General features: G+C 43.0%; 18 protein-coding genes. 8 read left to right on the top strand and 10 right to left on the bottom strand.

Annotated elements, in window-relative coordinates; all coding sequences use genetic code 11:
• Nucleotides 1-111 precede the first annotated feature (111 nt).
• From ACVBIO_RS13040 to ACVBIO_RS13020, 5 genes are all read right to left on the bottom strand, one after another.
• Nucleotides 112-1,443: a transglycosylase SLT domain-containing protein gene (locus ACVBIO_RS13040; protein ID WP_447172779.1), complete on the bottom strand. Its 1,332-nt coding sequence runs from the start codon at nucleotides 1,441-1,443 to the stop codon at nucleotides 112-114.
• 91 nt (nucleotides 1,444-1,534) lie between these two features.
• Nucleotides 1,535-2,131 (bottom strand): LPP20 family lipoprotein, encoded by a 597-nt coding sequence (locus tag ACVBIO_RS13035; RefSeq protein WP_447172778.1) that lies wholly within the window; start codon nucleotides 2,129-2,131, stop codon nucleotides 1,535-1,537.
• Between the two features lie 9 nt (nucleotides 2,132-2,140).
• Entirely contained in the window at nucleotides 2,141-3,181 is a 1,041-nt protein-coding gene (locus ACVBIO_RS13030) for a hypothetical protein (protein ID WP_447172777.1), read from the bottom strand.
• 32 nt (nucleotides 3,182-3,213) lie between these two features.
• Entirely contained in the window at nucleotides 3,214-4,182 is a 969-nt protein-coding gene (locus tag ACVBIO_RS13025; protein ID WP_447172776.1) for an LPP20 family lipoprotein, read from the bottom strand.
• 15 nt (nucleotides 4,183-4,197) lie between these two features.
• Nucleotides 4,198-4,947 carry an ETEC_3214 domain-containing protein gene (locus ACVBIO_RS13020; RefSeq protein ID WP_447172775.1) on the bottom strand — a complete coding sequence of 250 codons (750 nt, stop codon included), beginning with the start codon at nucleotides 4,945-4,947 and terminating at the stop codon, nucleotides 4,198-4,200.
• A gap of 275 nt (nucleotides 4,948-5,222) precedes the next feature.
• Here ACVBIO_RS13020 and ACVBIO_RS13015 point away from each other — a divergent pair, with 275 nt between their 5' ends.
• From ACVBIO_RS13015 to ACVBIO_RS12990, 6 genes are all read left to right on the top strand, one after another.
• Nucleotides 5,223-5,684 carry a GNAT family N-acetyltransferase gene (locus ACVBIO_RS13015; RefSeq protein WP_447172774.1) on the top strand — a complete coding sequence of 154 codons (462 nt, stop codon included), beginning with the start codon at nucleotides 5,223-5,225 and terminating at the stop codon, nucleotides 5,682-5,684.
• 38 nt (nucleotides 5,685-5,722) lie between these two features.
• Nucleotides 5,723-6,190, top strand: a complete 468-nt coding sequence (gene ybaK / locus ACVBIO_RS13010; protein WP_447172773.1) for a Cys-tRNA(Pro) deacylase — start codon at nucleotides 5,723-5,725, stop codon at nucleotides 6,188-6,190.
• 147 nt (nucleotides 6,191-6,337) lie between these two features.
• A complete protein-coding gene (gene tusA / locus ACVBIO_RS13005; protein WP_447172772.1) occupies nucleotides 6,338-6,583 on the top strand; it encodes a sulfurtransferase TusA in 246 nt (81 codons plus the stop codon).
• Between the two features lie 34 nt (nucleotides 6,584-6,617).
• Complete coding sequence (locus ACVBIO_RS13000; protein WP_447161647.1) at nucleotides 6,618-7,055, top strand: MOSC domain-containing protein; 438 nt, start codon at nucleotides 6,618-6,620, stop codon at nucleotides 7,053-7,055.
• A gap of 334 nt (nucleotides 7,056-7,389) precedes the next feature.
• Nucleotides 7,390-10,584 carry an amidohydrolase family protein gene (locus tag ACVBIO_RS12995; protein WP_447164288.1) on the top strand — a complete coding sequence of 1,065 codons (3,195 nt, stop codon included), beginning with the start codon at nucleotides 7,390-7,392 and terminating at the stop codon, nucleotides 10,582-10,584.
• Between the two features lie 223 nt (nucleotides 10,585-10,807).
• A complete protein-coding gene (locus tag ACVBIO_RS12990) occupies nucleotides 10,808-11,473 on the top strand; it encodes a hypothetical protein (protein ID WP_447161645.1) in 666 nt (221 codons plus the stop codon).
• Between the two features lie 18 nt (nucleotides 11,474-11,491).
• Here the strand turns inward: ACVBIO_RS12990 and ACVBIO_RS12985 are convergent, their stop codons facing one another.
• Nucleotides 11,492-12,052: a DNA-3-methyladenine glycosylase I gene (locus ACVBIO_RS12985; RefSeq protein WP_447164289.1), complete on the bottom strand. Its 561-nt coding sequence runs from the start codon at nucleotides 12,050-12,052 to the stop codon at nucleotides 11,492-11,494.
• A 117-nt stretch (nucleotides 12,053-12,169) separates the two neighbouring features.
• On the opposite strand from ACVBIO_RS12985, the gene glyQ reads away from it, so the two are divergent.
• Entirely contained in the window at nucleotides 12,170-13,075 is a 906-nt protein-coding gene (gene glyQ / locus ACVBIO_RS12980) for a glycine--tRNA ligase subunit alpha (protein ID WP_447161643.1), read from the top strand.
• Nucleotides 13,076-13,086: 11 nt separating this feature from the next.
• On the top strand, nucleotides 13,087-15,156 hold the full coding sequence (glyS, locus tag ACVBIO_RS12975; protein WP_447161642.1) for a glycine--tRNA ligase subunit beta: 2,070 nt from the start codon (nucleotides 13,087-13,089) through the stop codon (nucleotides 15,154-15,156).
• A 70-nt stretch (nucleotides 15,157-15,226) separates the two neighbouring features.
• Here glyS and ACVBIO_RS12970 read toward each other — a convergent pair whose 3' ends face one another.
• The 4 genes from ACVBIO_RS12970 to dnaN all read right to left on the bottom strand — a co-directional run bounded on the left by ACVBIO_RS12970 (nucleotide 15,227) and on the right by dnaN (nucleotide 21,100).
• The gene (locus ACVBIO_RS12970; protein ID WP_447172771.1) at nucleotides 15,227-16,270 is read right to left on the bottom strand and encodes an HDOD domain-containing protein; all 1,044 of its coding nucleotides are present in this window, start codon (nucleotides 16,268-16,270) and stop codon (nucleotides 15,227-15,229) included.
• Nucleotides 16,271-16,363: 93 nt separating this feature from the next.
• Nucleotides 16,364-18,781: a DNA topoisomerase (ATP-hydrolyzing) subunit B gene (gene gyrB / locus ACVBIO_RS12965; RefSeq protein WP_447172770.1), complete on the bottom strand. Its 2,418-nt coding sequence runs from the start codon at nucleotides 18,779-18,781 to the stop codon at nucleotides 16,364-16,366.
• A gap of 16 nt (nucleotides 18,782-18,797) precedes the next feature.
• On the bottom strand, nucleotides 18,798-19,880 hold the full coding sequence (gene recF, locus ACVBIO_RS12960) for a DNA replication/repair protein RecF (RefSeq protein ID WP_447161639.1): 1,083 nt from the start codon (nucleotides 19,878-19,880) through the stop codon (nucleotides 18,798-18,800).
• A gap of 119 nt (nucleotides 19,881-19,999) precedes the next feature.
• Nucleotides 20,000-21,100 carry a DNA polymerase III subunit beta gene (dnaN, locus tag ACVBIO_RS12955; protein ID WP_447161638.1) on the bottom strand — a complete coding sequence of 367 codons (1,101 nt, stop codon included), beginning with the start codon at nucleotides 21,098-21,100 and terminating at the stop codon, nucleotides 20,000-20,002.

Genomic DNA, 21,100 nt, shown 5'->3' with positions numbered 1-21,100 from the left:
CCCCAGAACAGTAAAACCAAGGCCTCAACGGTATGCCAAAAATAAAAATGCCGTTCACCTTAAGTGAACGGCATTACAGCATCAGCTGGCTTTTTTAATGCTAAAAATAAGTTAAAGCTTATCTTGGTATAGCTCGATTCGACTACTGACCTTTTTAAGGTAGTGCTTAGTTTCGTCATAAGGCAGGTTAACCAGCAAGTGCTGATAAACTTCATCAGGACTCATTTGATTAATGATCTTCGACGCTTTACGTATGTTACGTGCGCCGTCAGCGTTAAACGCTTTAGCCACGTTACCTGCACCTGTGTTGTATGCAGCAATCACGCAGTAAAGACGGCTCTCGTCATTCTCTATCGACTTCAAATAGCGCTTATTGAGGATATTAAGATAAGCCGCACCTGTTTCAACGTTAATATCTGGCGTATAAAGATCACCTGATGTCATAGGCTCACTAATTTTTCTAACTATCTGATTAACGTCATAACCCGCGGTTGTAGGTACGATTTGCATCAAACCGTATGCAGGAATAGGCGATGTTGCTTTAGGGTCAAAGCTTGATTCAGAATGAATAACCGCCATAATTAAAGCTGATGGCACTTGCCACTTTTCGCCTTCGACCTGAGCAAAATCAACCACGGCATTGGCCCGAGCACTTAAACCATTCTTAGGCAAAGCAACCTTGTATTCAACAATCTTCTTTGCCGTTAATGTCTCGGCCTTTTCTGCACGCTGTTTATCGTAATCGTCAGCAATGGCAATTAATCGCTCTTTGGCTACAGCAAGTAACTTTTTCTTTTTCTGAATAGTGACTTGCTCAATCATGTCTATAGATAAACTATCAGCTTTAGTTAACTGTACCTTATCCGACTCTTTATCTATCTCGACTAATTGTGCTTTTGTTTGCTCTATGATGACTTGTTTAGCCTGTTTCTCATTTTCAGCAGAGAATGCTACAAGAATAACCTCAACAGCAGCAACAGCTTTTGGTTCAAGCGCTATAATGACTTTAGATACATTGGAGTCTGGAGTTGCAGCTAATACTTGCACTTGTTTCTTGAGTTCAGCTTTCGCCTCTTCATCGGTAGTATTGCTATCAACTAAAATAGAAACGGAGATTTCATTGCTATCATAATCGATGATCGACTTTACATTTTGATCCGCGGAGTACTCAACACTCTTATGCCGCTCAGATACATCACCAACGCCCCACTTCTTGATGATTTCCGCTCTGTACTGATCGAACTCTCTAAGGTATTCAACTCGCCAGTTCTCATATTCAGCCATATAAGCAAAAACAAAATCCTGATATTCCTTATCCTTTTGTTCTTGAGTGAAACCAGCTTTATCTATTTCAGCATCAATCTCTGCAAAGCGATCGGCAGCAAAAACCGACGGCACACTCAGCATTAAGCAAGTCATTAAACCTGTTAAACGAGTTTTCATTCTTGAATCCTTTCATCACAGCCTGAAACGTATTAAGACCTACATAAAGCAAGAAGGAAGCAAAGTGCTTCCTTCTTATAACTAGGTCAGATTAAAGTTTTTGTAACGTAGAAAGCACCGCATCTAGCTCTTCAGCGGCTTTCTTGTTGTTAAACTTATTCCACAATTCAGGATCTTTCTTACCCGCTGCGGCAACCACTTTTGCTAGGTTTTCGTCGTAGGTGACGTTGTCCATGCCCACTAACGTATATAGTCCACCACCAGGGCTACGTTGAGTAACGATCACTCGACTATTAGACAAAGTACGGCTCGTTACGTTTTTAGTGACTGATTCAAAATACTCATTAACCTCTTCAGACACACTTTCAGTGGTCGAGATTACATTAGCTTTAGTTGCTTGCTTGAACAGGGTATTAACGTTTGATTCAAACTGCTGCGCCAATCTAGCTCGGGCATCATTGGTAGCAACATCTCGCATAATGCTCAATCCAGCCACACTCTTCTTGGCGTATCCAACCGCTCCCATTTCTATACCTTCAGGCATAACATCACACACCCAACGAGGCGCGCTAACAGTTGGAGCATCTGGGTAAAAACAGTCGTTCTGCTGCACGTTCTGTACAGTATCATTACTTGAACAACCGCCTAGCATTGCCAAAACGGCTGCTGAAATTAATACTTTTTTCATTTTAATCCTTTAAAAGCTGAATGTTTTTGACATTGTTTCAGATGTTTTATGGCATAAACTAGCGAAAATAGACATATCATTACATGCATCTTTGAACTTCACTTTAACAGTGTCGCCACTCTTTACTTTTCCAGCCATATCGTTATCGATAATAACCCAAGAATGGTTCGGTTTAATACCATGCTCAGCATTGTTAATGACCTCACCTTCGCCATAGCCGCTGGTTTCGATTTCGATTTCACCGGCATAGTTAGTGACTTTCTCATGAGTGATGAAATCAACTTCCCACTCAGGTTCTACCCCATGGCGACTACCCATATCGATACGCACCATAGTACCCGCATCACATTGGCGCATCTCTACAACTCCTGCTCTTGGCGCCAATAAATTCTTCAAATCATCATTACGAGTAACCGCATATTTAGCTGCTTCGGCGATCATACTGCTCATTTGATCTTTAGAAATTGGACAGCGTGAATTACTTGTATCAAATGAGAAATCACTGTCTCCCTCGAATTGGATTTGATCTAACGTCAACATATCAGGCAATGAGACGGCTCTGGTACTCGCCTCAATCGTTGCTTTGAAATTGCACGAGGCTGCAACTCTAACGCGTTTATCCTTAATTGGATCATAGGCTTCATGAGCAGCTTTAAATTCCCGAGAAAAGTTAGCAACGCCAATATCAGTAAAGATAGCAAAATCCGCTACCGGAACGCCCTCAGAGCTATATTTACCGCTCGCTTCAGCTATTTGTAGTTCCGATTTCAATTTCTTAGCTAAACTCCGATCAACGATTTTTGATCCCGTCTTATCTATCTGCTTAGTGAGAGATTGATGAAAAGATGCAGTAATATTTTTTGCTGTCGTCGTATCAACTTTTAGATCTGGCTCAAAGATAATGACCTTGGTACTCGCAGTGCCTTTAACCACATGATCACTTACGGGTAGCTCTACTCGAGTTGATGCAGAACAAACATTAGGGCCAGTTGACTTACAACCAGTTACTGCGGTTAACACGGCTAATGCAACAAAAGCTTTTTTAAACATATTGATATCCCTATTCAATTATATAAATTTTACTAAAGCCCTAAAGCTTTCCAAAAGTCCTGCTCTTTTAACTCGGCAGAAAAACGGCGAGAGGCACCTTCATTGGCACGCTCATAACTGGTTACAGAATTAGCATTGGCTATAATTTCATTACTAGCCAAAGTGCTACCACTCTGATTTTTAAGTATTAAGTTAACTTGGACGGTTGAAATATACATATCTGAAATGTAGTTCTTGCGCCAATCGGTATCTAGAATAAGTTGATGACTAAAGTTGCTTGATGAGCCGTCTACAACCTGGATATTGAATTCAGTAAAATGAGCCGTAACTGATTTTTTCATCCGTTGATCATTTGGCTTAGCCGCAATCGCTACCTTGATACCCGAATGTACTTGTGCCACTTTTGTTTTTAACTGCGGAATTAGGTTTTGAGGGGTATTTTCTACAGCTGATAAGGCTGCCAACATAGATAAGCGGCTTGCCATGCTGCGCTCAAGCGAACTCACATCAACATTTTTCAACCACCACACGAGAGGATCCATCTGTGGCAAGCTATCGAGTTCAAACTGCGCTTGTTGATTGTAGCTTTCAATGTCAGCAAGCAGTTGGCTGTTAATTTTTGCCTTATCAACCACTGCCTCAACATAAAACGTACTGCCCACTTGTTGAGCCTTTGAGAAAACAACGCCATTGAGTACGACTGCTGATGTCTTGGTATTCACGCTAAAGTCATTTAGCTGCTGGTAATGCTCCTGACCATTAATGTCGTTTGCAATATTACGACTTAGACCTTTCGATTTTACTTCGGTCCAAAGCTGCTGGTTAAGGGCACTCATTGCCTTTTGTTTAGCTTTATCAAGTGATGCAGCCTCACCAACAGCAACGAGTGATGCACTATTTGTCGTTACTGGATTCAAATACCAATTAGGAGCCTTACTTGTTGATTGGCAGGCAGCAACTAAGGTTAGCCCTAAAAATATAGCGCTTAGTTTTAGATTCATTTTTCATCCTTGATGTTAATCTATTTTTAAAAGTGTCTTATATTCAAAGTGAGTTAATAGCCCTTCAACCATAACTTTGGGCGCAAGCTCAGTAACAGCAAAATAGTTTGGAGTAAGCTTTCTACTTGTGGCTAATGCAGTGCTTACATCTTCAATGCCACGATCTAAGTCAGCATTTAACTGCTTTACAGAGCTACGATCACTAGTGCTAAAGTTGCCATAATTTACAGCCCCGAGAATGAGGTTGTAGAACATCGCTTTTTTACCTAAATCGTGGGACTCAGCGTAATACTCGATATTGTTTGCATCAGAGAAGTAACGATCTGTTTGAGAAAAATAGTGTTCTAGCGGAGTCGATAGTAATGTTTGCGTTGTATAAGGTACCGAGATTTGGAAATCAGGACTCAAGCCGACAACTGCGTAGCCTGATAAACGCTTATCTTTTATGGCTAAAGTGAGTTGGTATTTTTTATTTCCATAGTAAAAGTAGACAATTTCGGAGTCAGATTTAGATATTTTGGACACATGTGGGTTACCAAAAATACTGGTAATGTAAGCTTCAGTTTGCCCGACGTGCAGAGTAGAAAGATGCTTGTACTCTATGTCATTTGTCCAGTTTGCGACAAATGACTCATAGGCACTACTAACAGCATCTTTAGTGTCATTCCACTGCCCTAACGACAACATTACCGCAACAACTGTCAGAGCAACACTTTGCAGCTTACTCCAGAAACTCACCTTGGCAGGCTTCTCAACATTATCCATGTCGATCTATTCATCCTTGAATCAATATACAAGAGGAGCACCTCTTTAACAATAAAGTTAATGTATCACAACAACTTAGACAAAGTTAAGTAAAAAGTCTAATTTACAAAAAAACAGATAATACTCTCATATAGTGGCTTCAATCACGTTAGCAACGGTGTATATTGGCTCATTGGCAAAATAATAAACCACTATATAGGGCTAAATTTTAGGTTGGAAAAAATTAGCACTTGTTAAAGTAATGTACTCAACAACGATTTGGAGAACACGAGCAAATGCAACAACTTTTACTCTCTGAAAAGCCTGAAGCTATTGTACAAATAGCTAAATGGTATAGCGATGAATGGGGCTATATTGGTGAAGGACGCAGTACAGTGGAACTTGAACAAAAGCTCACTGATTATCTTAACAGCGACAAGTTGCCACTGATCATTATCGCACAGGAAAAACAGAAGCTAATTGGTGCTGCCCAGCTACGTTTTCATGAAATGGACATCTACCCCGAACGTGAGCATTGGCTCGGGGGTGTTTATGTCGATGCAAAATATAGAGGTAAAGGTGTGGCTCAAGTATTAATTAATGCCGTTATCGCCAAGGCCAAAACATTGGGAGTTAATAGCATCAACTTACAGACAGAAGAGTTATCAGGCGGTCTATATGCTTCGCTCGGCTGGCAACCTGTAGAACAAGTGATTTATCACGGTATTAAGGTGCTGGTTATGGAAAAATTACTTTAATTTAAAAAAACACAATCGCACGCCAATTAGGTAAACAAATGACCCCCGCTATCGACTTATTGGTAAAACACAAAATAGCCCATCAAGTTCACGAGTATCAACACGATCCAGCTTGCCACGCTTATGGCTTAGAAGCCGCCGAAAAAATTGGAGTGTCTCCCGAATTAGTATTTAAAACCTTGGTCGTTAAGCTAGATGCAAAGCAGCTGGCTGTGGCGATAATTCCTGTTGCGGAAAAGCTCAGCATGAAGGCTATAGCTAAAGCCACAAAAGCTAAGAAGGCTGTAATGGCTGAAGGCGTGGAAGTGCAGCGCAGTTCTGGCTATGTACTTGGTGGTGTCAGTCCTCTTGGGCAGAAAAGACAGCTGATAACCATAATCGATGAGTCTGCAGCTTCGCTCGATAAGATGTTTGTTAGCGGTGGTCGTCGAGGGCTAGATATCGAATTAGCACCTGAAGATATCAAGCAGCTGCTAAAAGCGCAGTTTGCCCCTATCACTGCCTAAATGGCTCGTTTTAATTTGCAATGTTCCACGTGGAACATTGCAACCAATGAATAGCCCTGAGCTCACAAATTAACGCTAGACGCTTGGATAAACCAAGACGCTGGAGTAATATTAGCCACTTATGTTTAATCGTTCAGCCGAGGAAATATGAACGAACTATTTAATGCCGCACAACATCAACTCGATGCTTTAGGCCTAAGATGCCCTGAACCGGTAATGATGGTGCGTAAATCAGTAAGACGCATGAATGAGGGCGAGACTTTACTTATTATTGCAGATGATCCTGCAACGACCCGTGATATCCCAAGTTTTTGCGAGTTTATGGATCACACATTAATCGCTAGCCAAACAGATGCGACACCTTATCAATATCTGATAAAGAAAGGTCTTTAGCCATTAACTTACAAAGTAGATAAAAGGAATTATCATGGCATCATTAATTGGTATTGCATTTAAAACTGAAAAGCGTGGACCGATGATCACGGTCGAACAAGCCGAGGTCACCCAAGCCAAAGGTGTTGAAAACGACATCTTTGGTCGCCCAGGTAATCGCCAAGTTACAGTGATGTCTATTCAGCAATGGCAGCTCGCTTGCAATGAAATTGACAAACAACTTCCCTGGTTTACCCGCCGTGCAAATTTACTCATCAATGACATAAGTTTCTCTGCACAAGATGTCGGTAAGCAACTTGTCATTGGCAAACTTGTTTTGGAGATCACCGGCGAAACGGATCCCTGTAAGAAGATGGAACAAGCCTACCCTGGACTCGAAAAAGCGTTATTGCCAGATTGGCGTGGTGGCGTAACTTGCAGAGTTATCATCGGTTCTAATATCAAAATAGCTGACAACGTTGCATTGATATAGCCATGATTATAGCCGCCTATCTTAGCTATAACTGAGCAATACCCAGCTGCTCATAACAGCTATTGCCAAGCACCTATCCACCAATCTAAATCTATTAACTTACAATACTCACCTTATTCAATTGCACACTTAACCAATCAAACACCCCACACACTCGACCGCTTCTTCCTTGTATTAACTTAACTAATTGAAACAGATTTTTTGTTTTACTGTTAAGCAAATTGTGCGATAACTGTTGCACGATTTAACGTCCAGTTAAGCACTATCACCAACAATTAAGAAGAGACACCTGAAATCACTCCTTTATAACGATAACAAGAATCATAGGATTAGCATGTTAAACAATAAGCTTACCCCCCTATATGCAGCTATTGCCCTTAGCTTCAGTACTCCAACAATTGCCGAAGAAGAGAAACAAGCCTGGCAAGTTAATGCACCAGCGAATGCCCCCTTAGAGCAGGTAAAGATTGAAGTAAATGAAGGAACCTGGATGAACGTTAGTGTTAGCCCTGACGGTAAACATGTGGTGTTTGATCTGTTAGGTGATATTTATCAAATGCCTATTGCAGGTGGTGAAGCAACACCACTAGCTGAAGGTATCGCTTGGCAGATGCAGCCAGTTTACAGCCCTGACGGTAAATACATTGCCTTCACCTCTGATGAAGATGGTGGCGACAATATCTGGATCATGGAAGCTGATGGTAGCAACCCTCGCCCAGTAACCAAAGAAACCTTCCGTTTATTAAACAGTCCTGCCTGGAGCCCTGATGGGCAATATCTCGTCGCGCGTAAGCACTTTACTGGAAGTCGAAGCTTGGGTGCAGGTGAAGTATGGATGTATCACGTAGCAGGTGGTGATGGCGTCAAACTAACAGAACGTCCTAACGAACAGAAAGACTTAGGTGAACCCGCTTACTCTCCAGATGGTCGCTACATCTACTTTAGCCAAGATGCGACACCAGGTAAGACATTCCACTATTCAAAAGACTCAGTAAAAGGCATCTATAAGATAAAGCGTTACGATACTCAAACAGGTGATATCGAAGTGCTTATCCAGGGCACTGGCGGTGCCATTAGGCCTACACCTAGTCCAGATGGTAAAAAGCTTGCTTACATCAAGCGTGACGGTTTTCAGTCTTCACTATATCTACTCGACCTTAAGTCCGGTGAAACAGAAAAGCTATATGGCGACTTAGACCGTGACATGCAAGAAACCTGGGCTATTCATGGGGTATATCCAACCATGAGTTGGACTGCCGATAACGAAGAGATTGTGTTTTGGGCCAAGGGTAAAATCAACAAGCTTAAGGTTGAGTCTAAGTCGGTAGCGCAAATTCCATTTACGGTAAAAACTGAGCGCGCAGTTCAACCAGCGGTACGTTTCCAACAGGATCTCGATAAAGATGTGTTCGATGTGAAGATGCTGCGCATGGTTCAAGTATCACCAGATGGAAGCAAGGTGGCATTTGAAGCACTAGGTAAGATTTGGGTTAAGAGTTTACCCGATGGCAAAATGTCACGACTCACTAAGCTCGATAGTGAACTGCGAGAACTATTTCCACAATGGTCTCGTGATGGCAAGAGTGTTGTTTTCACCACTTGGGATGACCAAGAGCAAGGTACAGTGAGCCTAGCAAGCGTACGTAATAAGCGCGTAAAGGTACTCACCGAAGAGCCGGGGAAATATGTCGAACCCACCTTCTCTCCTGATGGTGAGACCGTGGTTTACCGTAAAGCCAAAGGCGGTTACATCACCCCGCGCACCTGGTCTCAAGAAACGGGCCTTTACCAAGTCGATATTGATGGTGATAACAATACTAAGATTACAGCCGAAGGATACCAACCACAGTTTGGTGCCGATAACGACCGCGTCTATTTTATGGAAAGCGGTGAAACACCACAGCTAGCTTCAATTGGCTTAAACGGTTTCGAGAAACGCGTGCATTACACCAGTAAGCATGCAACTGAGTTTAGAGTATCACCTGATGGTAAACAGTTAGCTTTTGCCGAACGCTTTAAAGTGTTCGTTACCCCCTTTGCCAAACACGGCGAAACAGTTCAGATTGGTCCCAAGGCGAGCAACCTTCCTGTTGAGCAGTTAAGTGTTCGTGCGGGTGAAAGTATTAGTTGGAACAACGACAGCGATCAACTGTATTGGACCCTTGGTCCTGAGTTGTATCAGGTGAATGTAGATACTCAATATAATGAACAGGCTGAAGATAACAAAGTTAAGCCAACGATTACCGATCTTGGTTTCACTCAAAAGGCCGATGTTCCACGTGGAACAATCGCCTTCGTTGGCGGCAACATCATCACCATGGAAAACGATCAAGTCATCGAAAATGGTACGGTTATCGTCAAAGATAACCATATTGTTAGCGTTGGCCCTGCCTCTGTAATTGATATTCCAGACGGTGCTAAAGTTATCGATATTAAAGGCAAAACTCTGATGCCTGGTTTATTCGATGCTCACGCCCACGGTGCTCAAGGGGAAAATGAAATCATCCCTCAACAAAACTGGGAGTTGTATTCAAACCTATCATTAGGTGTGACGGCGATTCATGATCCATCAAATGATACTACCGAAATCTTTGCCGCTTCAGAGCAACAGAAAGCCGGTAATATTGCAGGTCCGCGTATATTCTCAACCGGTACCATTTTATATGGTGCTAATGCGCCCGGTTACACTTCGCACATCGACTCGCTAGATGATGCAAAATTCCACCTAGAGCGCCTCAAGAAAGTCGGGGCTTTCAGTGTAAAGAGTTATAACCAGCCTCGTCGTAATCAACGCCAACAAGTTATTGCTGCAGCACGCGAGCTAGAGATGATGGTTGTACCTGAAGGCGGAAGCTTGCTGCAACACAACCTCACCATGATCGCCGATGGTCATACAGGTATTGAACACTCGCTACCAGCAGCCAATGTTTATAGCGATATAAAACAATTCTGGGGACAAACCGATGTGGGCTATACGCCAACACTCGTTGTCGCTTATGGCGGAATTTCAGGTGAGAACTATTGGTACGATAAGACAGATGTTTGGGCTCACCCACGTCTTTCTATGTATGTACCGTCGGATATTTTAGACGCCCGCTCCATGCGTCGCCCTACTGCACCCGATGAGCATTACAACCACTTCAATGTGGCTCGCGTTGCTAACGAGTTAAATGAAGTCGGCATCAAAGCGAATATCGGTGCCCATGGTCAACGTGAAGGTTTGGCCGCTCATTGGGAGATGTGGATGTTTGCTCAAGGCGGGATGAGTAATCTTGAGGTTCTAAAAACGGCCACCATCAACCCAGCGAAACACTTTGCAATGGATCACCAAATTGGTTCAATCAAGCAAGGTAAGCTAGCCGACTTAATCGTTATCGATGGTAATCCGCTAGAAGATATTCGCGTAACCGATCGAGTAACTTACACCATGGTTAACGGTAAACTGTTTAATGCAGAAACAATGGACCAATTAAATGGTGGTTCGAAAAATAGAGGTAAGCAGAGAGAAGCGTTCTTTTTTGAAGAATAAATTTCAATTTTTAATTTAAAATCTGAGTAACTTAGCTGTGGTTTTTTAAATTTGAGGGAAATTATTTTTTGATTCAAAAATTGCATTATTAGCCCAAAAGCTAACAATAAAAAAGGATGTTCCACGTGGAACATCCTTTATTCAAATGCCTTCATTAACTTTAGCTAATACATTATATTAAAACTTAGGGAATGGAACTCTTTACACATTAGGGAATAAAAACATGAGTACATATAGAGTAATTGCTTTAGCTATAGTTAGCGCTGCACTATCTATCATTGTCACAATACAGTTTATAAACTCAGCAGATACAACAACTCAAACCCCACAATTTACGACTGAAAAGACATTAACTCTAGAGAGCCAAAAAGAACCGGAAACAAATGCCGATAGCAACCGATTGAAACAAGAGGCAATCACGCAAAAACAACAACTTTCTACACAGCAGCCTGATAGCCTCAACAATCAATACACCAAACTCGTCGATGAGGCTTCGATAAATGCATTCTTTGTAAATGAACAAGGTACTCTTGATGGCGCGGCCTTGACCCATGTATTAACAGTCGGTATGGCAGATTTTATCGAGCAAACTTCTAGCGCAAACACAAATAGTGAGCTTGCGATTAATCGACAAGAAAAACTCAATCAGCAATTAATCGCCCTAAAAGACTTAGCTATCTATGAACAGCATACTGTCTGTTCTGGACGAATCTGCGCCCTGTCTCTTATCACTAACGAATTGACTGCAAAAAACAAAAAATTGATACAGGAGTTTGATAGCAATATTAGCTTTGTAAATACCTCTGAAAGTACAACGGGTGAAGTCGAGTTTAAAGCTATCTATTTGCACTCAGAAGACCCATCACAACTTCTGATGACACAGCCTTAAACGTTTAAGATATGAGTGTTATTTTTTATAACAAAAACAGTCCGTAGTGTGGTCATTGACCATGCCCACAGCCTGCATAAAGGCGTAGCAAATTGTCGGGCCGACAAAGTTGAACCCCATCTTTTTTAATGCCTTAGACAGGGCTTCAGATGCTGGAGTTTGTGCCGGCAATTCACTCATAGATGTAAAGTGGTTGACCTTGGGTGAACCATCAACAAAACCCCACAAAAATGCTGAGAAATCATTACCCTGTTCAACAAATTCAAGGTAGGCTTTTGCGTTTCTGATGATCGAGTTTACCTTTAAACGATTGCGTACAATTCCAGGATTAAGCAATAACTCTTCGACTTTTTTGGCATCGAATGTTGCGATTATTTTAGGGTCGAAATTGGCAAATGCCGCCTCATAATTTTGCTGTTTCTTGAGAATAGTAATCCAAGATAAACCCGCTTGCTGACCATCTAAACACAGCTTTTCAAACAGCTCTCTACTATCAAAAACCGGCCTTCCCCATACCTTGTCGTGGTATTCTTGATAGATGGGTTCAGCGCTAACCCAACCGCAACGCGTTACTTCCATAACCTTAATCCTAAATTTATCGTCAGTAAGATAAAAAATAACCTACATAAGCGTTATTCTACAAGGTATAATCGAAACCATTTTCTATTAAAGCTTCCAGGCAGTAGACAAGCGGATATGACGACGAAACACGACGTAAAAACATTCCAGGGCTTCATTATGACCCTGCAGGAATACTGGGCGCAGCAAGGTTGCGCAATCGTTCAACCATTAGATATGGAAGTCGGAGCCGGTACATTCCACCCGATGACATTCTTACGTTCATTAGGCCCAGAGCCAATGAGCAGTGCCTATGTTCAGCCATGTCGTCGCCCGACTGATGGCCGTTACGGTGAAAACCCTAACCGTCTTCAGCACTACTACCAATTCCAAGTAGTACTAAAGCCATCGCCAAGTAACATTCAAGAACTATACCTAGGCTCATTAGAAGCCCTTGGTGTTGATATGAATGTTCATGACGTGCGCTTCGTAGAAGATAACTGGGAATCTCCGACTCTTGGTGCTTGGGGCCTAGGTTGGGAAGTTTGGCTGAACGGCATGGAAGTGTCTCAATTTACTTACTTCCAGCAAGTGGGTGGTCTAGAGTGTAAGCCCGTAACAGGTGAAATTACTTACGGTCTTGAGCGCCTAGCGATGTACATTCAAGAAGTAGACAGCGTCTACGACCTTGTATGGACCGATGGCCCAATGGGCAAGATCATGTACGGCGATATTTTCCATCAGAACGAGGTTGAGCAATCAACTTATAACTTCGAACATGCCAATGTTGAAGTACTGTTCAAGATGTTCGACGACTGTGAGCAAGCTTGTGAGCGTTTATTGACGCTAGAAAAGCCACTTCCACTACCTGCTTATGAGCAAGTAATGAAAGCCTCTCATGCATTTAACTTGCTAGATGCTCGCCACGCTATCTCTGTTACTGAGCGCCAGCGTTATATCTTACGCGTTCGTACCATGGCTAAAGGCGTAGCTGAGTCTTACTATCAGGCCCGTGAAGCGCTTGGCTTCCCAATGTGTAAGTAGAGGAATAACAGATGAATTTTGAAAACTTACTTATTGAAGTAGGCACAGAAGAGTTACCACCAAAGTCACTGCGTAAGCTAGCCGAATCTTTTTTAGCCAACTTTACCGAAGAGCTAGCTAAAGCAGAATTAAGCTTTGAGTCTGCGGTATGGCATGCAGCGCCGCGTCGCCTAGCTATTAGCATCAACCAACTTGCACAGGCACAAGCAGACAAAGTTGTTGAAAAGCGCGGCCCTGCTGTTGCTCAAGCTTTTGATGCTGACGGTAACCCAACAAAAGCCGCTATGGGCTGGGCTCGTGGTAACGGTATTACTGTTGAGCAAGCTGAGCGTCTTAAGACTGACAAAGGTGAATGGTTACTGCACCAAGCGCGTGTTGTTGGTGTTGAAACTAAAAGCCTGATTGCCGATATGGCGCAGCGCTCTTTAGATAAGTTACCTATTCCTAAGCCTATGCGCTGGGGTAGCAACACGACTCAATTTATCCGCCCGGTCCATACGGTGACTATGCTACTAGGTAGCGAAGTGGTTGATGGTGAATTATTAGGTATTAAATCTGATCGCGTGATTCGTGGTCACCGCTTTATGGGTGAGTCTAGCTTCGAGCTAGATCATGCTGACAACTACCTTATTGCTCTTAAAGAGAAAGGTAAAGTATTAGCGGATTATGAAGCGCGTAAAGCGATTATTAAAGCTGGTGCTGAGGCTGCTGCAGCTAAGATTGGCGGCGTAGCCGATCTTGAAGATGACTTACTAGAAGAAGTGACTTCTCTCGTAGAGTGGCCAGTTGTATTAACGGCCAGCTTCGAAGAAAAGTTCTTAGACGTACCAGCAGAAGCCTTGGTATACACCATGAAAGGCGATCAAAAATACTTCCCTGTATTTGATAATGCCGGTCAGTTGCTACCAAACTTTATCTTTGTGACTAACATTGAGTCAAAAGATCCACAGCAGATTATTTCTGGTAACGAAAAAGTGGTTCGCCCACGTCTTGCCGATGCTGAGTTCTTCTTTGAAACTGATAAGAAAGAGTCGCTTGAAGCACGCCTTGCCAGCTTAGAAACCGTTGTATTCCAAAAGCAGCTTGGCACCATTAAACAGCGTGTTGAACGTATATCTGCTTTAGCGGGTTATATTGCTAGCAGCATTAATGCTAACAGCGAAGAAGCTGCGCGTGCGGGTCTACTGTCTAAGTCAGACTTAATGACTAACATGGTGATGGAGTTTACCGATCTTCAAGGCACCATGGGTATGCATTACGCACGCCTTAACGGTGAAACTGAAGCCGTTGCGGTTGCTCTATCTGAGCAATATAAGCCGAAATTCTCTGGCGATACCGTACCGACAGCACCTATCTCTATTTGTGTTGCACTGGCAGAAAAGCTCGACACGCTAGTGGGTATTTTTGGTATTGGCCAAGCGCCTAAAGGCGCTGCAGATCCATTTGCACTGCGCCGCGCAGCAATTGGTGTGCTACGTATCTGTTTAGAGAACAACTTGCCACTAGATCTTGTTGATTTAATTGCTAAAGCACAAGAACTACACGGCGAGAACCTCACTAACGAAAACGTTGCAGAGCAAGTACTTGAGTTCTTCATGGGTCGTTTCCGTGCTTGGTATCAAGATCAAGGTGTGAGTGTCGACGTTATTCTAGCGGTACTCGCTCGTCGCCCTACTGCACCAGCTGATTTTGAAAGCCGCATTAAAGCCGTTGCTCACTTTAGAACACTAGAGCAAGCATCAGCACTGGCAGCAGCCAACAAGCGTGTATCAAACATCTTGGCTAAAGTTGAAGGTGAACTACCAGCAGCTATCGATGACACACTACTTGTCGAAAATGCTGAAAAGGCGCTTGCAGCTAAACTTGCAGAGCTTCAGCCACAGCTAGCACCGCTTTTTGCGGCTGCTAACTATCAAGAAGCGCTAGCACTGCTTGCGAGCCTGCGTGAGAGTGTTGATACATTCTTCGAAGATGTCATGGTTATGGCTGACGACGAAGCACTTAAGAATAACCGCTTAGCGCTACTTTCTAGCCTACGTGAGCAGTTCTTACATGCCGCTGATATTTCACTCCTTCAGTAAACACTGAGTAGCTGAATAATAAAAACGCGCCCTTTGGCGCGTTTTTTATTGGGACTTTTTAGGAACAAACTTAAAACTGCACAAGTTTCAAATGCAGCTGCTCAAACGTTTCACGGTCTATGCTCGCTTCAAATAACAAGCGTTCTAATTGCTCCGGCTGTAACTTACCCGCTTCAAATAGCATAGAGCATTCACTGATAAGATTAGCGCGCCAAACCACCTCAGCAAGCCCACCAGCAGGCTTAGAATCAATGACAGCTAAACGGCTGAGCTCTGCCTCAAATAATGACGGTAACTCCCAATAGCGAGCCAGTAGCGCGCTGAGACTCAAAGACTTGGTTGTCATTACCTGCCGAAATAAACTAGAGCAAGGTTGTTCACCGGGTTCTGCTTGTTTAAATGCTTCTAATAACAGCTTAAAAATCGCAATCTTACCCACGTCATGCAATAAGCCTAATAAAAATGCACTATCAGCTTCCTCTTGAGCAAGCTCACTCGACAAGTAAGCCACTTGCATAGAGTGGCGCCATACTTGACTGCCGAAACGACGAAAATAAATAGGTTTAATATCAATAACTTTACGCATCATCGCAGTAGTAACAAAACGTCGCATCTGCTCACGTCCAAGCTGCACTAAAGCCAGCTGTAAACTAGTGATCTCTTTATCGCTGCGTCTAAACAGTGGCGAGTTACATAGCTTTAATACCTCAACACTCAAAACAGGATCTCGCTCGATTAGGGCTAACAGTGCTTTAGTATCGCTATTCTCATCGGCGAGCTGCTGGTCTAATGCCGCTATTTGCGTCGGCAATTTTAATACCCGATCAGCAATTGCCTTGGGTGATGTGAGAGCGGCTTCAACACGTCTAAATACACTTTTTTCAAGCTCGTTTGCTGTGCCATTTAGCTGGGTGCTTGGGAATAACAGGCTATAGAACAATGCAGAAAGGTCTATCGTCACATCAGCAACATCTGTTGCTGCCTGCGCTTTTATTGGCTTAGGCTCACTGAGTGTGGATTGAAAGTGTTCCATGGAGCCACTAAAGCTCTTTGGTTGCTCAATAACAACCTGCTCTCTGATATTAAACAGTTTTTTTAGCGCTTTACTAAACAATTTATTATGACCAGTACGGGGTTTTTAACAAAAAAAATCGGTGCATATAGCACCGACTTTACTCAATATTTAAGTTTACCGATAAAACTAAACTTAAACGTCGAGGTTTGCCACATTAAGCGCGTTTGCTTCAATAAACTCACGACGAGGCTCAACTTGATCACCCATCAAACAAGTAAATAGTTGATCAGCACCAATCGCATCCTCAATGGTTACTTGCAACATACGACGTGACTCAGGATCCATTGTAGTTTCCCACAACTGCTCAGGGTTCATTTCACCCAATCCCTTATAACGCTGAATGTATAAGCCACGCTTCGATTCGCTCATCAACCACTCTAGCGCTTCAACAAAGCTGACAACATCTTTAGTACGCTCGCCACGTTGTACATAACCGCCGTCTTCAACTAGGCCGTTGATTTCGCTACCCATCTTAACGATGCGTTGGTAATCAGTAGACTGGAAGAAGTCATACGAGAACATATAGTGTGTATCGATACCGTGCTTACGGATGGTAATCTTTGGCAAATAAACCTGACGCTCAGGATCAAGTACTGGCTCAGCGCTATATAAGATACCGCCAGTTTCTTTATCAATAAGATCAGCGACAAATGCATCAGCCCAGGCTTTAACTTGTGCTTCGTCACTCAACATGTCATTAGTGATTGCTGGGTGATATAGCATTAGATCAGTGATATTAGTTGGGTAACGTTGCTCTAAACGAGCAATGATAGCTTCAACTTCACGATACTGATTAACTAAACGCTCTAGCGGTTGACCAGACATGCCTGGTGCACCTTGAGACGGATAGATATTGGCATTATCTAATGCTTGCGTTGTTAAGTATTCTGTCAATGCAGGATCATCTTTCAGATACTGCTCTTGTTTACCTTTCTTCACCTTGTACAAAGGTGGCTGCGCGATATAAACATAACCACGCTCAATCAGCTCAGGCATTTGACGGAAGAAGAAGGTCAACAGCAGTGTACGAATGTGCGAGCCGTCGACGTCAGCATCGGTCATGATAACGATGTTATGATAACGTGTTTTATCAGGGTTATATTCATCACGACCAATACCACAACCTAGTGCAGTAATCAGTGTTGCCACTTCTTGAGAAGATAACATCTTGTCAAAACGGGCTTTTTCTACGTTTAGAATCTTACCTTTAAGTGGAAGAATCGCTTGGTTCTTACGGTTACGACCCTGCTTAGCACTACCGCCCGCAGAATCACCCTCCACTATGTAAATTTCAGAAAGACCAGGATCTTTCTCTTGGCAGTCAGCAAGCTTACCTGGCAAACCACCTAAATCTAATGCGCCTTTACGACGAGTCATTTCACGAGCTTTACGCGCCGCTTCACGAGCACGTGCAGCATCGATAATCTTACCGACGATCAATTTCGCTTCGTTTGGATGCTCCATTAGGTAATCACCTAACTGCTCACCCATTGTTTGCTCAACAGCTGACTTAACTTCACTTGAAACAAGCTTGTCTTTAGTCTGTGAGCTGAACTTAGGATCGGGTACTTTAACAGAGATAACAGCAGTTAAACCTTCACGAGCATCGTCACCCGTAGCTGCAGTTTTACCTTTCTTGTTATATCCTTCACGTTCCATGTAGTTATTCAAGTTACGTGTCAACGCACCACGGAAGCCCGCTAAGTGAGTACCGCCATCGCGCTGTGGAATATTGTTGGTAAAACAGAAGATATTCTCTTGGAAACCATCGTTCCACTGCATTGCAACTTCAACGGTGATACCGTCTTCACGCTCTTGGCAGAAGTGGAATACTTCTTTGTTTACCGGTGTTTTGTTAACGTTTAAGTAGTCAACAAATGCACTGATACCGCCTTCGTATTTGAAGAATTCATCACGGTTATCACGCTCATCAACAAGACGAATACCCACACCTGAGTTCAAGAATGACAGTTCACGAACACGCTTAGCTAAGATATCGAAATGGAACAGGACATCAGTGAATGTCTCTGTACTTGGCCAAAAGCGGATTTCTGTACCTGTCTTAGTCGCTTCACCGATAGGCTTAATTGGTGCATCAGGTACACCGTGAGTATAAAACTGCTCGTATACCTTGCCTTCACGACGAATGGTCATTTGCAATTTAGAAGAGAGCGCGTTTACAACAGATACACCAACACCGTGCAAACCACCCGATACTTTATAAGAGTTATCATCGAATTTACCACCAGCGTGAAGTACGGTCATAATAACTTCAGCAGCAGAGATACCTTCCTCTTCGTGGATCGATACCGGGATACCACGGCCGTCATCTCGCACTGATACCGAACCATCGGCATGAATGGTAATAATGACGTCGTTACAGTGGCCCGCTAACGCTTCATCGATAGAGTTATCGACCACTTCGAATACCATGTGATGTAGACCTGTACCATCATCGGTATCACCGATGTACATTCCTGGTCTCTTACGTACCGCATCAAGGCCTTTTAGAACCTTAATACTCGAAGAATCATAACTATTCTCTGACATATTATTCTCTCGTCGGTTATTCAATTACCGTTACACAACCGTGTTCCACATGGAACATCTTACTTGGCGGCGTGATTAACGAATCCACTATTGCTGCAGGCTCAATAGCCGTGACAAAAACTTGTGCCCCGGTATCAGCTAATTGCTGTAACAATAGTTTTCTATGCTGTGCATCCAATTCCGATGGAAGATCATCCACCAGATAAATACTTTTTTTATCTATTTGTTGTTTGAGCAACTTTCCCTGTGCAATGCGTAACGCACAGACTAACAGTTTCAACTGGCCACGAGATAAAGCGTCTTGAGCGGGTAGGGTTCCTACTCGTAATCTTAAGTCCGCTTTATGAGGCCCGCTGACGGTATAGCCTGTGGCTAAATCTCTAGGATATTGCGTCTCGAGTAGCTGTGCATACTCAGTTTTCGCATCCCATCCTCGGGTGAAAGAAACCTTAACATCTACCTGAGGTAAAAACTCTCCGATTATACCCTTAAGTAGCTCATTTAACGAGTCTACATATTGCTTTCTTATGTCGGTTACCAGTTCAGCATAACGAATAAATTCTTTATCCCAAAATTGTATCGAACTATAGGGTGAACCATCTCTGAGCAACTGATTTCGCTGTTTTAAAATTCGACGAACATTGACCCATGCAGCATAAAAACGAGGGTCAGAATGAAATGCGCCCCAATCAATGAACTGACGTCTGGATTTTGGCCCTTCGAACAGTAATGAAAAGCTCTCAGGCGTGATCACTTGGATCGGTAAGGTTTCAGCTAACGTCGATAAACGCTTTACTTTATCACCATTAATTTTAACTTCAATATCGCCACTTCTAAATCGGCGTAAACCTATCTTACTCTGCTCGTCACCGTTCTCCATATTGGCAAACAGGGTCAAAGCATCATCGTCATTCTTAATCACACGTTGTGAGAGATGACTACGAAAAGACCGCCCCATTCCAAGGAAATAAATCGCCTCAAGAATGCTGGTTTTACCGCTACCATTCTGACCGTAAATTAAGTTAAGTCCGTCACCCGGCAGCAATTGTGCAGAGGTTATATTTCGAAAAGCTTCAATATGAAGACGGCTAAGACTCATTGATGACCTTTATAACAACGAAGGAGAGCTCTATGGCTCATTATGAAGTTAACCTGATAAAAACCCGTTAGGCCTTTATCAGGTTAGTCATTGATAGCTATAGAAGAGAGAGCTGTAGACTACAAACGCATTGGCATAACAACATACATAGAGTCTTGCTCTATATGGTTGTCGATAAGCGCACTTGAGTTGCCGTCTATCAAGGTAATACGTACATCATCAGAAGGCAGGTTATTTAAGACATCGAGTAAGTAACTGACGTTAAAGCCTATCTCTAGCGGTGTATTGTCATATTCAACATCTAAGATCTCTTCTGCCTCTTCCTGTTCAGGATTATTAGCTGTGATCTTAATTAAGTTATTTTCAAGCTGTACCCGCACACCACGGAACTTTTCATTCGACAGAATAGATGCACGCAGTAGCGCTTGTTTTAGCTGAAGACGACTAGCAATAACGATTTTGTCGCCACCCTTTGGCAGTACGCGACGATAATCAGGAAAACGTCCATCAACTAACTTACTGGTAAACGTGGCTGTTGCCGTGGTCGCTCTAATCGCATTGTCGCCAATCGCAATAGTGACATCGAGATCGTCAGCTTCAAACGAACGCATCAGCTCCAATACACCTTTACGCGGTACAATCACTTGCTTTTCAGGTAACGAGGCTTCGATCATACGATGGCTTAGCGCCAAACGATGTCCGTCTGTAGCAATAGCGCGCAGCACGTTACCTTCGGTTTCAAGTAGCAAACCGTTGAGGTAATAACGTACATCTTGGTTAGCCATAGAGAACTGCGTCGCATCAATCAGCGACTTCATTGTGCCCTGCTTCAGGGTAAACTCAATCTCAGCCTCAAAAGCATCGACATTTGGATACTCTTCAGCTGGCAAAGTAGCCAACGTAAATCGACTGCGACCCGAACGTAATAGTAAACGATTGTCTTGCTGCTCTAACTTAAGTTCTACCTGTTCAGGCAGAGACTTAACGATATCCAAAAACTTCTTTGCAGGGACGGTAGTACGACCTTCTACAACCTCACCTTCGAGCTGAACTTCACCGACTAATTCGACTTCTAAATCGGTACCAGTCAACTTAAGTGAGTGATTACTCACTTCGACTAGAAGGTTTGCCAGAATTGGCAAGTTGTGACGTCTTTCAACCGCACCACTGACTAATTGAAGCGGTTTTAACAAGGCGTCCCTATCAATTGAAAATTTCAT

Source organism: Shewanella sp. 0m-8 (assembly GCF_052977265.1).
This window is presented reverse-complemented; position numbering and strand designations above follow the sequence as displayed.

Excerpts from the sequence above, each read along its gene's own strand:
- ACVBIO_RS13040 (WP_447172779.1), bottom strand. The coding sequence starts at position 1,443 with ATGAAAACTCGTTTAACAGGTTTAATGACTTGCTTAATGCTGAGTGTG.
- ACVBIO_RS13035 (WP_447172778.1), bottom strand. The coding sequence starts at position 2,131 with ATGAAAAAAGTATTAATTTCAGCAGCCGTTTTGGCAATGCTAGGCGGT.
- ACVBIO_RS13030 (WP_447172777.1), bottom strand. The coding sequence starts at position 3,181 with ATGTTTAAAAAAGCTTTTGTTGCATTAGCCGTGTTAACCGCAGTAACT.
- ACVBIO_RS13025 (WP_447172776.1), bottom strand. The coding sequence starts at position 4,182 with ATGAATCTAAAACTAAGCGCTATATTTTTAGGGCTAACCTTAGTTGCT.
- ACVBIO_RS13020 (WP_447172775.1), bottom strand. The coding sequence starts at position 4,947 with ATGGATAATGTTGAGAAGCCTGCCAAGGTGAGTTTCTGGAGTAAGCTG.
- ACVBIO_RS13015 (WP_447172774.1), top strand. The coding sequence starts at position 5,223 with ATGCAACAACTTTTACTCTCTGAAAAGCCTGAAGCTATTGTACAAATA.
- ybaK (WP_447172773.1), top strand. The coding sequence starts at position 5,723 with ATGACCCCCGCTATCGACTTATTGGTAAAACACAAAATAGCCCATCAA.
- tusA (WP_447172772.1), top strand. The coding sequence starts at position 6,338 with ATGAACGAACTATTTAATGCCGCACAACATCAACTCGATGCTTTAGGC.
- ACVBIO_RS13000 (WP_447161647.1), top strand. The coding sequence starts at position 6,618 with ATGGCATCATTAATTGGTATTGCATTTAAAACTGAAAAGCGTGGACCG.
- ACVBIO_RS12995 (WP_447164288.1), top strand. The coding sequence starts at position 7,390 with ATGTTAAACAATAAGCTTACCCCCCTATATGCAGCTATTGCCCTTAGC.
- ACVBIO_RS12990 (WP_447161645.1), top strand. The coding sequence starts at position 10,808 with ATGAGTACATATAGAGTAATTGCTTTAGCTATAGTTAGCGCTGCACTA.
- ACVBIO_RS12985 (WP_447164289.1), bottom strand. The coding sequence starts at position 12,052 with ATGGAAGTAACGCGTTGCGGTTGGGTTAGCGCTGAACCCATCTATCAA.
- glyQ (WP_447161643.1), top strand. The coding sequence starts at position 12,170 with ATGACGACGAAACACGACGTAAAAACATTCCAGGGCTTCATTATGACC.
- glyS (WP_447161642.1), top strand. The coding sequence starts at position 13,087 with ATGAATTTTGAAAACTTACTTATTGAAGTAGGCACAGAAGAGTTACCA.
- gyrB (WP_447172770.1), bottom strand. The coding sequence starts at position 18,781 with ATGTCAGAGAATAGTTATGATTCTTCGAGTATTAAGGTTCTAAAAGGC.
- recF (WP_447161639.1), bottom strand. The coding sequence starts at position 19,880 with ATGAGTCTTAGCCGTCTTCATATTGAAGCTTTTCGAAATATAACCTCT.
- dnaN (WP_447161638.1), bottom strand. The coding sequence starts at position 21,100 with ATGAAATTTTCAATTGATAGGGACGCCTTGTTAAAACCGCTTCAATTA.